This window comes from Psychrobacter sp. TAE2020 (assembly GCF_018919485.1).
Lineage (GTDB): Bacteria > Pseudomonadota > Gammaproteobacteria > Pseudomonadales > Moraxellaceae > Psychrobacter.
The window spans coordinates 588617-603549 of the sequence record NZ_JAHLMU010000001.1; the positions used below are offsets into that span (position 1 = coordinate 588617).

At 41.7% G+C, this 14933-nt stretch carries 10 protein-coding genes and 1 other RNA gene; 2 read left to right on the forward strand and 9 right to left on the reverse strand.

What is annotated here, in order from left to right; all coding sequences use genetic code 11:
- Position 1: 1 nt before the first annotated feature.
- Positions 2-874 (reverse strand): DNA polymerase III subunit psi, encoded by an 873-nt coding sequence (locus KPY62_RS02320; RefSeq protein WP_216580650.1) that lies wholly within the window; start codon positions 872-874, stop codon positions 2-4.
- Between the two features lie 319 nt (positions 875-1193).
- Positions 1194-1290: signal recognition particle sRNA small type (ffs, locus tag KPY62_RS02325), an RNA gene on the reverse strand.
- A 291-nt stretch (positions 1291-1581) separates the two neighbouring features.
- Here ffs and KPY62_RS02330 point away from each other — a divergent pair.
- Entirely contained in the window at positions 1582-2298 is a 717-nt protein-coding gene (locus tag KPY62_RS02330; protein ID WP_216580651.1) for an SIMPL domain-containing protein, read from the forward strand.
- Positions 2299-2423: 125 nt separating this feature from the next.
- Here KPY62_RS02330 and KPY62_RS02335 read toward each other — a convergent pair whose 3' ends face one another.
- Positions 2424-3077: a DUF4124 domain-containing protein gene (locus KPY62_RS02335; protein WP_216580652.1), complete on the reverse strand. Its 654-nt coding sequence runs from the start codon at positions 3075-3077 to the stop codon at positions 2424-2426.
- Between the two features lie 293 nt (positions 3078-3370).
- The gene (hrpA, locus tag KPY62_RS02340) at positions 3371-7543 is read right to left on the reverse strand and encodes an ATP-dependent RNA helicase HrpA (RefSeq protein WP_216583042.1); all 4173 of its coding nucleotides are present in this window, start codon (positions 7541-7543) and stop codon (positions 3371-3373) included.
- Between the two features lie 318 nt (positions 7544-7861).
- On the opposite strand from hrpA, the gene KPY62_RS02345 reads away from it, so the two are divergent.
- Positions 7862-8464: a hypothetical protein gene (locus KPY62_RS02345; protein WP_216580653.1), complete on the forward strand. Its 603-nt coding sequence runs from the start codon at positions 7862-7864 to the stop codon at positions 8462-8464.
- Positions 8465-8592: 128 nt separating this feature from the next.
- On the opposite strand, the gene KPY62_RS02350 is transcribed toward KPY62_RS02345, so the two are convergent.
- The 5 genes from KPY62_RS02350 to guaD form a co-directional block, all read right to left on the reverse strand.
- Positions 8593-8910: a hypothetical protein gene (locus tag KPY62_RS02350; protein WP_216580654.1), complete on the reverse strand. Its 318-nt coding sequence runs from the start codon at positions 8908-8910 to the stop codon at positions 8593-8595.
- Between the two features lies 1 nt (position 8911).
- Positions 8912-9514, reverse strand: a complete 603-nt coding sequence (locus tag KPY62_RS02355; protein ID WP_216580655.1) for a DUF1543 domain-containing protein — start codon at positions 9512-9514, stop codon at positions 8912-8914.
- Between the two features lie 80 nt (positions 9515-9594).
- Positions 9595-10605 (reverse strand): alpha/beta fold hydrolase, encoded by a 1011-nt coding sequence (locus tag KPY62_RS02360; RefSeq protein WP_228730530.1) that lies wholly within the window; start codon positions 10603-10605, stop codon positions 9595-9597.
- Between the two features lie 80 nt (positions 10606-10685).
- Positions 10686-13049 carry a WG repeat-containing protein gene (locus KPY62_RS02365; RefSeq protein ID WP_216580656.1) on the reverse strand — a complete coding sequence of 788 codons (2364 nt, stop codon included), beginning with the start codon at positions 13047-13049 and terminating at the stop codon, positions 10686-10688.
- Between the two features lie 231 nt (positions 13050-13280).
- Positions 13281-14684, reverse strand: coding sequence for a guanine deaminase (guaD, locus tag KPY62_RS02370; RefSeq protein WP_216580657.1), 1404 nt, complete (start codon positions 14682-14684; stop codon positions 13281-13283).
- Positions 14685-14933 lie beyond the last annotated feature (249 nt).

Sequence of the window (14933 nt, forward strand, 5' to 3'; positions counted from 1 at the left end):
ACTAAGCTTGGTTAGATATCTGCTGCCACAGTTGGCGTTTAAGCGCACTATCAGTGAGCATCGCCTCTAAGTTTGGCACACTGACCATATTAGGATGCGTCAACAGCTTGGGCAGCTCAGTCAGAGCCGCTACTTGGATATCTTCACTACGGCCTATCTTAAAGATATAACCAGCAAGACTAGCATTAGCAAGCTCAGCGGTATCCATACCAGCGCAAATCGGAAAAGAGGTAGTTTCACAGTCTAGTGATAGTGCTTGGCTGATATTCTGCCATAGCTTCTGGCTATCGCTACTAAGGGCTTGGATATCGACCAGCAGCAGCCAATTGCCATAGCGTCCCCCTTGCAGATCGAAGGGCACTACTTTATCTAAGGTTTTTTTATAGTTATCAGTAGAGTCGTTATTAGAAGGGTCAACAGCGGCAGTAGCCTTAGTTACTAGTGGCTTCACTAAACCTGTGACTGTCGCCCTAGAGTCTACAGGCGCAGATAGAGGGCTATTGTCTAAAGAATCTATATAATAGGACGGTAGTGGCTCAATGTTTTGACTGCTATCTTCAATGATGCGCTCACTGATATCTTGAACATCATCAACGCTAGTGAGCACAGGATGCGCTGGCGCTGCTAAACTAAGCGCATCTTGGGAGCTAGTAGATTCGAAGACAGGGTTAGTAGCCGATAGTGGTTCTACCTGTTGTAGCGGCTCGTTATCAGCAACCGCGTCTATATCAGCTATATTCAAAGTGGCTGAACTCGGTTGTATCCACTGGTTAATACCCATCATCGCCAAAATCTGCCGCTGTTGTACTCTACGTTGCATCGACTGTTGCGCTTGACGTTGTTGCAATGTTAGCGGCTCTTGGGTCTCATTCATAGCTCTGTATTATCCTAATTATCTATTTATAATGAGTTAAGAGATGGCTAAATTTTTGCCTGATTATCGTATCCTGTAAGCGCCTGCTATGCAAGGTACTAAGTGCTAACTAAGCGATAAATTCAACTAATCATAAGCGAATTAAATAAAAACTTGACCAAAAAAAACCCTTTACATAGTAAGGGCGTCATCACACGGTTAACAGTTGGTTTGCTAGGCACTGCGGCTATAACTAATTTAGGCTAAGTATTTATACTAATTATAAAAACAATTGGCCTATAAATACTACTAACAAGAAATCGCAGACAAAAAAAAGCGACTCCATCAGCACATCCTCGGCACACAGAGTATCTATTACCGTTGCTACCTTCCGGTCCTGGCGGGATTCATAGAACAATGTTGCGAGGCTACCAATGGAGCCACCAGCTGAAGATTATACAAGGTTTTTAGCATATTACAAGCCCTGCGTAAAAACTCAGCACTTAAAGTAGCAGCATAATCGCTATAAAAATTAAAAGTTAGCGTAGAAAGCAGTAACTTACTGACAATTTCCTCACAGCCCCCTCTATAAATTTTTCTTTTTTTGCAATAGATATTTGTTATATTAATAACGCATTATCAAACTATATGTATTAGTAGTTTAGAAGATTATAAATTATAAAAATTTGCTATAAACACTATTCATAAACAACATTTGAGGAGCTATTATGAAATCTACTTTATTCAATAAAGCGGCTATTGCTACTAGCAGCGTTTGCCTATTTGCCGCTATGATGGGTAGTGCTCACGCTGAGCCTACGGGTTACGATCAGCTGACCTTTCAGGCAGAAGTCAAAGAGGAGATTGCTAACGATGAAGTACGCGCCAGCTTATATAAAAAAGCACAAGCTGCTGATGCCAAATCTTTAGCCACTACTCTTAACACATCGATCAATAAAGCCTTGGCTATTGCTAAACGCTATCCTACGGTTACAGTTAGCACTGGACAGCAGAGCACTTACCCACGTTATGATAAGAACGACAAGATCATTGGTTGGACTGGACAAGCTAATATAGACATCAAGAGTACCGATTTTGCTGCTACTAGCCAGCTGATTGCCGATCTGCAACAAACCTTAGTGATGAATAACTTGAACTTTGGGGTTTCAGATGTCAAAAAAGATGCCCTCGACCAAAAGCTGATGGCAGAAGCGTCACGCGCCTTTCAACAACAAGCTAAGAATCTAACTCGAGCTTGGGATGCGCGTGGCTATCGTGTGGTCACTGTAAATCTTAGCAGTGGTAATAACTATCCACGCCCTATGTATGCAAGTATGAATATGAAAAGTGAGTCTGCTGATGCCTCGGTGCCAAGCCAAAACTTTGAATCAGGTAATAGCACGATTTCGGTCACGGCTAACGGTACTATCGAGTTAACTAAATAGACCGTTACTATCAATTGCTCATTTTGCTAATGAATAGTTGTGGCAGACTGACAATAGTTGTTCTTTGTCAACTTTATAAATAAGGGCAGTCGCTGAGTTCAGTGACTGCCCTTATTGGTTAGTTATTAGTTATTAGTTATTAGATTTATCTTTTTATTATCTGGTATTGCTACGTTGTTTTGAATCACATAGACCGTGCGCGAAACTTGCTGCAAGATTTGCCCTTGTTTGTTATTAACCACAGCTTTTAGTTTATGCTCTCCAGGCAATATATCTACCGTAGCGATAGCCGCTTTTAACCCCTGAGCAATTAAATCGTTGTCTAAATAAATATTCACGCTATCATCTATGTGTAGCGCAGGTTGCAACTGTAAATTGAGCAAGATATTCTGGGCAGGACGCCGATAGGCACGCTCTTCGCTTGGTTCTATCATGGTCAGTTGATAGTTAGTCCGCACTGCTCCTACTGGTAAGTCCTGTAGCTTAGGAGCTGAATGAGTCCTGATTTTAGCTTTGTCACTACGGCTAGTGTCAGTAGCCGCCGCACTAGCATAGCCAGTTGTGATATTGGTCTGACTGATCTGCTGGTTTGCTTGCTGCTGGTAACTGTGCAAATTATCAGTAAAAGTCACTTGTCCTGTCTTGTGGTCAACCACTTTATAAATAGCTGCCGCATTTACGCTAGGGACGTATAAGCTAGCACTACTAATGAACAGCCCTGCCCACACTGTTACAGTAAGATTATTTATTAGAAAATTTACTTTAGATGCTACAGTCATAGTCAGTTAACCTATTTATGGCTTATATGCGAACCTTTATCGTAGCACAAGAGAAAATTTATGATTTTCTGGCAAGCAATTTTTTCACTTATCCCAAAAAATCCCCTTTAAGGCTGACTTTAAATAAAGCTTCCTTGCGCTACTATGAGCTAGGAATAAATAAAGATTTGGGAAATCTTTATCCTAGCGCAAGAGAAAATTTATAATTTTCTGGCAAGCAATTTTTTAACGTATCCCAAAAAATCCCCTTTAAGGAATTTTTCCTTGCGATACTAAAATTGCAGTGCAATTTTTTAACGTATCTCATCCCATATCTTGCTAAGGCGTTTAGGGGATACCGCCATACGAGTCTTCATCGGTTGGGCGAATAGCTGGATACGATACTCCTCAACCATCCAGCGGTAAGCGCTGATCGACTCTTTATCAGCACGACCTGACAAGCGCTCCATATGTAAGTCTAACGCATAGACTCCTTCTAAATCAGCTTCAATATTGTGCTCAAGGCGCTCAATGCGAACTTCCAGCGCTTCTAAATAGCGGGGATACTGCTGCCACTGACTATAATCCATCCGATAAACAAAGTCAGCCAAATGTAAGTCCTCTAGTTGATCTTCAATATCATCAATAGACTCCCCAAATATCTCACGATCGAGCATCAGTAAGCTTTGACGAATGCGTTGCCAGCGAGTGTAGACATTTTTAAGAACTTTAATCACATTTTGACCAGTCAATAAAAAGTTACTGACTACTACCTGCAAGGTTTGCTCATACTCCTCAGGGGTGAATGGCAACTCCTCAGCCAAGCCTGCAACGGTATCATCGATACTTAACGGTAAGTCATCGCTGTGATCGAATAATACATAATGCTCCTCGAGAGTCGCATCCAGCGCCGCATCAATGACGATAGTTTTTAGCTTTTCCATATCGCCAAGTGGCGCAAAAGACAGCTTAAATATTTTATCTATCTGACTGGTAAGCTGCTTTTTCTTAGCGCCTAATTTGGCTTTCATCAAGGTTAATACCCCGATACGATGAGCCTGTAGAGCAGCTGTGACATCCGTATACTGATGAATCGATACCGCGTCCCCTGCCTCATCAGCCACTAAAGCGGCGAACTGCTTCATCACCACCCCAGCGCTGTGATGGTTTTTGCTAAAGTTAAAATGTTCAGGGAAGCTAGTATGCACCCCTTGCTGCTCATTCACCGCTTGCCTAGTTTCACTAGCATGACGAATTTGCAAGGTTTCTAGGTCACGACCTTTTTCAATAATACGGTTCTTGTCATCGACCACGCAGATTTGTGGTTGTAAATAACGATCAATAGTGGACGGATTGAAACTATCTGGCGTCACCGACATAACACCACGACGATTTAACGCTTGGCATAATTGTTTGAGCAAACCCTGAGATTGTGCAGGCTGTAACTCATCGAATAAACTATCTGCGGTATCAGGAATAGGGACAATTTGACGACGGATCTCCTTAGGTAGAGATTTTAGCAACTGTAATACGAGCTCAAAGCGCCAGCCGGGTACGCCCCATAATAATTCGATAGCATCCAGCTGCGGTAGCGCTACTAATGGCACCCGAATGGTTACCCCATCGTCATCACTAGAAGGATCAAAAACGTAGCGTAGCGGCAGTTTAAGATCGCCCAATTGCCATACTTCTGGGAAGTCGCCAGTAGTCGGTGCTTGGCTATTTAATACGTCATCATCAGTGAAGAACAGATACTTGCTATCACTCTTTTCCATCTCAGCGCGCCAGTCTTCAAAAGCTTTACGGCTAGCGACATGCTCAGGAATTTTTTTATCATAGAACTGATACAGCGTTTCTTCATCGACTAATAGATCACGGCGACGTAGCTTATCTTCGATACGTTCGACATCAGCAACCTTATCCATATTATGCTGCAAGAACGGTGCTTGTCGACCAAAATTACCGGTGACTAGACCATCACGAATAAAGATCTCACGCGACTCAACTAGATTCACTTGCTCATAGTTAGTCAGCTGCTTAGGAATGACAATCAGCCCAAACAGACTAATCTGCGCGTAAGCTTTAACACGACCAGTCTTCTTTGACCAATGCGGCTCAAAATAATGGTATTTTAGTAAATCACCTGCCGCTGAGATGATCCATTCGGGTTCAATCTTAGCCACAGTACGCATAAAGACTTGTGAAGTCTCTACCATCTCAAAGGCCATAACCCAAGGGGGTATCTGCTTAAATACGGTACTGGCTGGGAAGATTTTAGCTTTTTGTTGGCGTGCTGCTAAATACTCACCGCGATTTTCTGTCTTGTGAGCGATAATCGATAACAGACCAGTTAGTAAGGCCCGATGCAAATTGGCATACTTAACCGCTTTAACTTGTTCATCAACAATACTGGTCGGATCGTTGTTATTCGGCTTGTTAGAGTCATCATTATTGTCGGTAAGATTTAGCTCAGTCACCATCTGTACTAGCTGACGATGAGTCTGATGCCATTCGCGCACCCGTGGAAAACTAAGGTAGTTGGTTTTGGTAAATTGTTTACGCTGATTACCGGAGAGCTTATTACCATCTTCGTCGTTCTCGAACAAAGACTTCCACAAACTTAGATAGAATAAAAAGTCTGAGTCATCTTGACGGAACTCTGCGTGCTTTTGATCGGCCTGCTGACGCTTATTAGCCGGACGCTCACGCGGATCTTGCACTGCCAGCGCAGCCACTACAATAAGCATCTCACGAATACAATCAAAATCGCTACCAGCGACTAACATACGTGCCAGCCTAGGATCGATTGGCATCCGCGCCATCTTTTGACCAGTAGCCGTCAGACGTAAATGATCTAAACCTGGTTTACGTGCTGATCTGCTATTGGGTTTGCCGTTAGACTGCTTGCCTGATTGCTCAGAGCCTTTATCGTCTTTTTCATTGATGGCCCCTAGCTCATTAAGTAGTTTGTGTCCGTCAGCTACTAAACGACTATCAGGCGGCTCGATAAACTCAAAGTCATCAACACTACCTAGACGCAGATTCGCCATCTGCAAAATAACAGAGGCTAAGTTAGTGCGTAGTATTTCAGGCTCGGTAAACTCAGGACGACCCGTAAAGTCCTCCTGGCTATATAGACGAATACAGACGCCTGGGGCCACACGACCACAACGCCCTTTACGCTGATTAGCAGCGGCTTGTGAAATCGCTTCGATCGGCAAACGCTGCACTCGTGAACGATAAGAATAACGAGAAATCCGCGCAAAGCCTAAGTCAATCACGTAACGAATACCGGGTACGGTTAACGCTGTTTCAGCGACGTTGGTAGCGATAACGATACGCCGACCACGGCCTGATGGCTGAAAAATACGTTGCTGCTCCTCATAAGTTTGGCGGGCAAACAACGGCAGTATTTCAGTATGCTTAGGTCCATGACGCTCAAGAACTTCTTGGGTCTCACGGATTTCAGCTTCGGTGGCAGCGAATATCAAGATATCCGCATGATCAGCATGGCCTTTGTTTTGCGCGTCACTAAAACATTCTTCGACCGCCGCCACGATAGCACGTGGTAGGTTCTCTTCAAACTCGTCATAACTGTCATCATCCGAGCTAGTTACTGGCTCCTCAGTGAGCGGACGATAGCGCACTTCAACGGGAAAACTACGGCCTTCTACATTGAAGATGGGCGCTGGTACTTGGCGTCTTTGCTTAGCATCATAATGGCTAAAATATTCGCTAAAACGCTTAGTGTCTAAAGTTGCCGAGGTGATGATTACTTTTAGATCTGGACGCTTGGGCAGCAGTTTTTTTAGATAGCCCATAATAAAGTCAATATTTAAGCTACGCTCATGCGCCTCATCGATAATAATAGTGTCGTACTTACTTAAAAACCTATCATGGCCTAATTCAGCCAGTAAGATACCATCGGTCATCAGCTTAATCACCGACTGAGCAGTGCCTTGCTCATTAAAGCGAATCTTAAAGCTGACGGTTTGACCTAGTTTCTCGCCCAGCTCTTCTGCGATTCGATTCGATACGCTACGCGCCGCTAACCGGCGTGGCTGAGTATGCCCTATCTGTCCAGTGATACCCCGTCCTGCTAGCATCGCCAGCTTAGGCAACTGGGTGGTCTTACCCGATCCGGTCTCACCGGCGACAATAATCACTTGATTATCGATAATGGCTTGTATCAAATCCTCAGCACGTTGACTCACTGGCAAATCAAGGTTTAACTTAGCAGGTAAATCTTGCGGAATGCTGTCTATACGTGCTTGTACTGCTTGCTGCGAGCGACTCTTGAGCTTATCGTATTGCGCCCGCTTTTTCGCTAATATTTCGTCGGCTTTTTCGTCGGTTGAATTTTTGTTAGATGGCTCTTTACTAGACTGTTTGTTACTATAGACAGCTGCACGAGCCAGCTCACGCTCAAGGCGGCTTAGCTGATAGCTGTCTTTGGCGAGTACGGGAATCTCTGCTAAATTATTCACAAAAGCGTCAGCATTAGCCTCAGCATTATTAGTTAGCTTTTCTATTAGGTTAGCGTTATCGGCTTCTGCTATATTTTCTATATCTTTTAAGGTATCAGGCATATTTACTTAGGCTATTTATTGTTTATAAGTGGTTAGATTATGGGGTTAATTTGGCTGTGATTCAAGTTGCGATTATGTTGATAAGAAAACACTGTGTTACCGTCATGTGCTATTTTTGCTTGATAATATTATCAATTTAATTCTAGTAATTTAGTTGAGATAACTTAATATATAGGACCCTAAAATTCATAAGAAAACCTCAATTAAGGCAGACTGATGTCTATTCAATTCTACAAAACAATAGCTATTTTACCTATCTTAGCGGTTACGCTTACAGGTTGTCTAAGCACCAAACCATACGAGCCTCCAAAAAACGCTGCTATAGCTACCCTAACTTATAAAATTGACCCAGCAACTTTCTATGCTCCTGCTAGATTCATCGATAAGGGATATGCAGAAAGAGTTGATATAGAGTTAGTGCCCAGCCCTTTATCTATTGCACTGGCCGTTAATAATAAGCCTGAGACTGTTTATATGAATTTGGCTAAACGAGGAGCTTTCAGTGAAATAAATACCTTTGAAGCCAATAAAAAACTAAGATTTTCTTACCAACATAAGATGGTTAAAGGCTTAGGTGACTGGCCAGTGTTATGTGTAGTTACTGTAGAAGCTACTTTAGTTCCAAACGGCAACTACATTTTAAAAGCTCATTCAACGGCTAAAAACTTTAGGAATAAAACTAACTTTATCAATGAAAAAATAGAAGCTGAAGACACTAGCTGTCAGATTCAAATTATTGATACTCAGTCCAGTAAAGTTATAGCAGAGAACACTACACCAGTATTTGAAAAAATGATTCCATTCTACAATCGATTCTAATACTTTGTGCCACTGTTAATTAGAGCAGGCTAAGTTTTCGATCCTAGTACTGACAGAGATTCTTTATTACACTTCAAATTTATTAGTAGTGCTGTAGATATGCTATCGCTTTGATTTCAATAACACTATTAGTCACTACTAGCATAAATAACCTGTTGTTTCTGAGCAGCGGAATCGAAAAACGTTTGCATCTGCTGTAAAGGCAGCCTAGGGAAAGGCAAATGCAACGATAGTATCAGCCTCTCAAGCGCTAGCATTTCATCAGCTAAAGCCTTGGCAACTTCAGCTGGTATCTGCGGGTTTTCATAAAGATTATCGATCAGCCAAGTCAATTGTGGAAACTTAGGGTTGTTGCGAACTTGGTAAAGAGTCGGTACTAAATCATCAGCGATTTGACAGCGTGCTTTACGAAACATACCGTTTTTGTAGTACATGTTAACAGCCATATTATTGTAAATTCCTTAAATTCTTGATGCTTAAATAACCAATATAGGCCTTATCTTCTGTTCTTTCAACAGCTGTCTTATCAAGGCTAATCTGCAACCTTCCTGCGCCTAGCAACTCATTGACGTTATGAATCTCATCGACATCTACCAGCAGCTTATCGTCAATATGCGAAGCAGCATTAAAGGGCGTGTCTTTGTCTTTAAAAGTAAATCTCTTATAGAAATCACTTTGCTTAGCTTGCTTAACAGCCTCAGCTTGGGTCGGCGCTACGATCAGTAACTTATGATGATACTCTTCAAAGTCGTCAGGCAGATAACCTCCTAGGTTAATGAAGTACAGTTTTAAATCCGCTGCGTCACCTGCATTACTTATAGGAGCAGCATCTGAATCGATTTTAGCAACCCAATCAATATGATAGCCGCCCACACTAGTGACTTTACGATAAGAGTCGATATGCCATTTATCTTTCACCTCAGGCCAATGCTGATTGATCGCTGGTATCAGCTCGATAAGCGTATCTGCCACGCCAAAGAACATATCATGCTGCTCAATCAAGCGCCCTTTAGGACGACCGCCAAGTTGAACCATAAAAACTGTAGGCATAAACATAATCCTTAAAATAAAAACCATCATTATTAGGCCGTGTGGTTATACTTAGTAGCAAGCTGTACTTTGGCGACAAACTATCTATTCTGCTCTAAAAACTGCTTCGCTACCCTAACAGTAGTAACAGGGTCTTCTTCGTGCGGCACATGGCCCAAATTAGCAAATATCTTTAGCTGGCTATTAGTTATATCTCGATGAAAAAGTTCAGCATTATCAACTGGGATTAACTCGTCTTTTGCGCCCCATAAAATCAACGTCGGTATCGTTAAGGCCTTGATCTCCTCCTGATTTTCAAAGTTATCAAAGTCACGCAACCGCTCTATCAATGCCTGACGGTTCCCTTGCCGTAAGGCCATGTCATAATAGCGCTCGACTAAGGTATCAGTGACTTTAGTCTTATCAGCATAGACACTAATAAGGCTTTTTCTCACCACTGCATGTGGCAATACATGATTTAAAATAGGGCTTAATATGGGGTACTTGGCTAGTCTAAAACCTATAGGGATACTCTTTGGCATAGCTGGATAGCCAACAGCATCGATTACTATAAGGTTTTTGACATAATGGGGATATAAAGCAGCAGTACGCCAAGCAATTTTGCCGCCTAATGAATTGCCTACTAGCGTCACTTGTTGTAGCTGCAAAGTGTCCAATACTTGGGTGACGAATGCGGCATAGTCTGTACTATTATAGGTACTACGCTTATCAACAAAAGGACCAGTCAACCCAAAGCCTGGCAAGTCCATACTTACCACGCAATAGTCATCGCTAAGCTCTTTTGTCCAGCCCTCCCAAGTATGTAGACTAGCTGAGGTGCCATGTAGCAAGACGATAGTATCGATTTGTTCTATACTAGCTACAGACGCAGAGCTTAGTGACTGATCGTTGACATCAACAGCGCATTTTTGTGAGCGCCGGATATGCACTTGCATACCTTCAATATTAATAAACTCACTGTCAGGTAATTGCCATTGCTGCAATTCAGCGACACTACTGTCAGGAGCCCAAAACACTGTTAGCAAAATGATAAGCGATATACCAGTGCCAACCATAGCCAGTAATAGTATTTTAGCCAAACGCTTTATCATTCGCGAGCTTCTCGGTGGTTAAGGTTGAACGAGCTAGTACTTAATTTAATGCTAGTCAATCTTGCAATCTAACCATTTCATCAGTGGCTTTGCTCATACTCCTCAGCACTCATAGTCTTTATAAGCTTTAAGTCTTGATTGTAAATTTGAACTTTGTTATTAGTAAGTATGATTAGAACAATTTGCTGATCGTTATCGTAATAACTCTCATAGATAGCATCATAATTCAAGGCTTTAACGACTTTACCTTGAGCATTTATCAGTCCTACCTTAGAGTTTTCAGCACTACTATCGTAGTCACTTACCACTAAAAAAGGTAGATATTGTAAAGGGTTTAAAGCGGCATACTTAGGCTTTATAATCGTTTTACCTTTATCATCTAATAAGCCATAGCGCTCATCAAGCTCAACCATATAGTAATCTGATCTATTATCAGAGTAGTATGCAAGCGTAATGTTATCTACAGAATCATATAGGGGGGCGATAAGCACTTTACCGTTGGGAGTTACTACACCTTGCTTACCATTTTGAGTAACCACTTTTAAGTTTTCGCTGGCATACATCTCAGTAATTTCAGTATAGGGACTCAAGTCAATGGGCATGATTTGACCTGATGAATCAAGTAAAAACTTTCTACCGTCTTTTTGTGCAAGGATGCTTTTATTTGACAGCTCATAATCAAATTTTTCATAGCTAGTAGGCACTAATACTGCATCATAACGGTCGTTTAGTAGCCCATATTTGCCATTTTTATCCACTATAATGCGACTCTCGAACTGAGAGTCTTCTTCTCCAGCCGCAAGACGATAAGGGGATAGAGGTAAAATCGGTCGGCCTACACTGTCAATAATACTTTGCTTATCACCTTGGGTCAGTATATATAAAGGCTCTGACTCTGCATTCTCAATCACACCGATACTATCGAAAACAATACCAGCAACGGTTTCATTGTGCGTAGTTAGCAAACCATACTCTTGATTTTTCTTGACTAGCAAAGCATTCATCGACTCCGATATTTCATCGTAAAAGAAAGGAATTCTAACGTTATCCTCTGCATCGATAAGTCCAAATTTATTATTGAGTTTGGCTATATATAGGGTGTTATCGAAACCATACTCACTGTCTGTATAGTCTACTTCTGCCTCTTCTGCGCTATCTACTGCTGTTTGATCATAGTCTGCTGTTGTCTCTTCTACTGCTTCTACTGCTTCTGCTGCATCATCGCTCACCGCATATTCGCTCTGTTCTTCTTCCAGCGGTGTCTGTAGCTCTGCTAAAGATCGATCAGCAATATCGACACTTTGTAACTGATCATAGTAGTTGGCTACTATAAACTGCTTAGTGGTTTGATCTTGTCTCAAAATGCCTTGCTTGCCCTTTTGAGTAACTACTATAGGCGCATCCGAGCTGGTAGAGATATACTCAAAACTGGCCGGCAATATGATTTTACCGTCACTATTTATGATACCGTACTTACCCGCCTGTGAAAATGGATACAGATTATTAGAGGCATTTGTTATAGGTGAATCTGATTCAACTAATGTTTTGCCATTGCCCTTAATAAGCGTGTCGCTGATAAAACCCTCATCCCTGTCATCGCTATTATAACTACTGTAATGATTCTTACTGACTTTGAATACTTGCTCATCGCGGTTAAAATTATCGATGCTCTGGTTGGTTGCCAGTGGCACCACAAACTTCTGATACTGATCCATTAGTCCTGTTTTATCGCCTGATTTGACCATCATAAACAGACGCTCATTAGGACAAGTATCTAGTAAGTTTAACTCATCATAAATACTAGGGACTAAAGTTTGTTTTTTATCATTTATGAGACCTACTTTGCCCTTTTCAGTCACTTTAAAATAGCTAATATCATTGGTTTCATCATGATACAGCTGCTCGATAGCTACCTTATTTTCAAATTTGCCGCTAGCGGGATACAACCAGTCTTTGCCGCCTTTTACCAATGCGTCCATGCTGATAGCGCCTTGATACTTTGATAAACGATATAAGTCAGCAGGCAGAATCTCTATAGCATCATAGGCAAAGTCGAATATCAGTTGCCCATCAGCACCAATAAGCCCAAAGCGGCCATCACGCTTGGCAATAATCCGTCCATCTTCGTAAGGAGTCACGTCGTACAGGCGATCTTGCAACACTTGTCCGTTCTGATTAGTCAGTTGGTAATAGGCTTTGTTAGCCTTTAAAGTTAGCTGATTGGGATGAGTGTCATTACTCTCTTCAATAGTCATAGTAGGTAAACTATCGCTGCTACAAGAGCAGTCACTCGCAAGCGCTGCCGTTGAGGTAGTTAACGCCGATATCATAAATATAGCCGCTACTAGAGGTTTTATTAAAAAACCTTTCAGAGACTTTTTGAGGTACAAGGTTTTATTAACATCAATAGTATCAGTATCAATAGTAGTAACAACAGGCTTCATAATCGGCTCCCTAGTCGTAGCGTTAATAGTAATTTTAAACTTATGTTAAGTGATTACAGTAGCTAAAAATAGAAAATTGTGCAATCTTAAAATATAAAAAAATACCAGCATTTACTTGCATGGCTCTAAGAAACATTGTCTTAAGAACTTTAGCAAATAATTACTGGCCATTTTATCTATAAATGAAAGGCTGCTAAAGTAAACTCTGATCGGTATATAGCCCTAATGAAGTTATACGCGAGTCCTGTTTTTATAACGACTGACCCCAGCAATGACGGTTTGTTCAATCACTCGATCATCACCAAGCATCATCAGGACAAATAGCTTTTCTTCTAGTGAGCTGGTCTGCGTCATCCGACGCTCAAGTAACGCTGTAGCCCCTAAATCAATGACCACAAAATCTGCTTCTTTATTAGGCATAAAGTTACCTATTTTTTGCTCTAATAACAGCGATTGAGCATTGCCTAAAGTAATCTGATATAACCCTTGATGAGCAGATAAAGGATTGCTTTGTAATTGCTGAACTTTATAGGCTTCTGACAACGTAGTGAGCATCGACAAGCTATTCCCCGCTCCCACATCAGTAGCAATGCTCACTCCGGTATAGCTCAAAGTCTTCGACAGGTCAAATAGACCACTGCCCAAGAACAGATTAGAGGTTGGGCAATGAGCTATTTGGGTACCAGTATCACGCAGCACTTCATACTCTGAGGTGTCAAGATAAATGCCATGTGCCAACGTCGTATAACGACCCAATAGACCCATATCAGCATAAACATCGAGATAGCCTTTATGATTGGGATAAAGCTCACGTACAAAAGCCACCTCAGCAAGGTTTTCTGCCAGATGAGTCTGTAGATAGACATCATTATAGCTAGCATAGAGCTCGCCCGTCATCTTTAGCTGATTAGGGCTTGAGGTAATGGCAAACCTTGGCGTAATAGCCACATGCTGACGACCCCGTCCATGCCACTTATCAATAATGTTTTGGCTGTCGCGTATACCTTGTTCAGTAGGTACACACAGATGCTCAGGAGCGTTTTGATCCATCAGCACATTACCAGTAATCATACGCATATTCAGCTGAGTACTCTGAGTAAAAAAAGCTTCAACCGATTCAGGGTGGCTAGTAGCAAATACCATAGCGCTGGTCGTACCATTAGCTAACAGTTGCTGTAAAAAAAACTTCGAGGTATCGTGGGCAACTTTAGGATCGCCAAAGTTTGCTTCCGTCACAAAGGTATAGTTATTAAGCCAATCTAGTAGCTGCTCACCAAAAGCGGCAATCATATCTATTTGTGGATAGTGCACATGAGTGTCAATAAAGCCTGGCAGGATAAGCTTGTGCTTGTGGTCATGGATTTGTACTGGCTGTTGTCCCTGTTGAGTACGGCCATACTCTGCCATTATGCTAGCGCTACTACCGTAATCTACCACTAGGCCAGTCTGATCATCAATGACTAATGCGCCATCAGCGATATACTCTGCAAAGACAGTAATGCCTTTTATAACGGGGTTAAGGATAGTGTGTTTATCAATGCCTGAGGTTTGCATAGGCGCAGACTCTGTGCGCTCATTACTATCACTCTCAGTCAGGTAATGGAGCAGTTGCGCTTGATAAATGTGTAGGGTCATAAATATACCTCAAATGAAACAATAAGTAGGGTAACTAATAGGCTAAATAATAGAGCTTTGATAAGACTGCCAAGTATTCAATCACCATAACCTCAGCACAAAGTCAAAAAGTCAGAAAGTTAAAAAAAGCCGCCTATAGCTTATTATGGCTAATCGCTTTGATAGTCACTGATAGCAATTGATAGTCATGGATACTCACTGATAGCTACTAATAGTCATTAAAGCTAACAACTGATATCAATATCATTA

Coding starts and splice junctions, on each gene's coding strand:
- KPY62_RS02365 (WP_216580656.1), bottom strand. CDS start 13,049: ATGAAGCCTGTTGTTACTACTATTGATACTGATACTATTGATGTTAAT.
- KPY62_RS02345 (WP_216580653.1), top strand. CDS start 7,862: ATGTCTATTCAATTCTACAAAACAATAGCTATTTTACCTATCTTAGCG.
- KPY62_RS02350 (WP_216580654.1), bottom strand. CDS start 8,910: ATGGCTGTTAACATGTACTACAAAAACGGTATGTTTCGTAAAGCACGC.
- KPY62_RS02335 (WP_216580652.1), bottom strand. CDS start 3,077: ATGACTGTAGCATCTAAAGTAAATTTTCTAATAAATAATCTTACTGTA.
- guaD (WP_216580657.1), bottom strand. CDS start 14,684: ATGACCCTACACATTTATCAAGCGCAACTGCTCCATTACCTGACTGAG.
- KPY62_RS02330 (WP_216580651.1), top strand. CDS start 1,582: ATGAAATCTACTTTATTCAATAAAGCGGCTATTGCTACTAGCAGCGTT.
- KPY62_RS02360 (WP_228730530.1), bottom strand. CDS start 10,605: ATGATAAAGCGTTTGGCTAAAATACTATTACTGGCTATGGTTGGCACT.
- KPY62_RS02320 (WP_216580650.1), bottom strand. CDS start 874: ATGAATGAGACCCAAGAGCCGCTAACATTGCAACAACGTCAAGCGCAA.
- KPY62_RS02355 (WP_216580655.1), bottom strand. CDS start 9,514: ATGCCTACAGTTTTTATGGTTCAACTTGGCGGTCGTCCTAAAGGGCGC.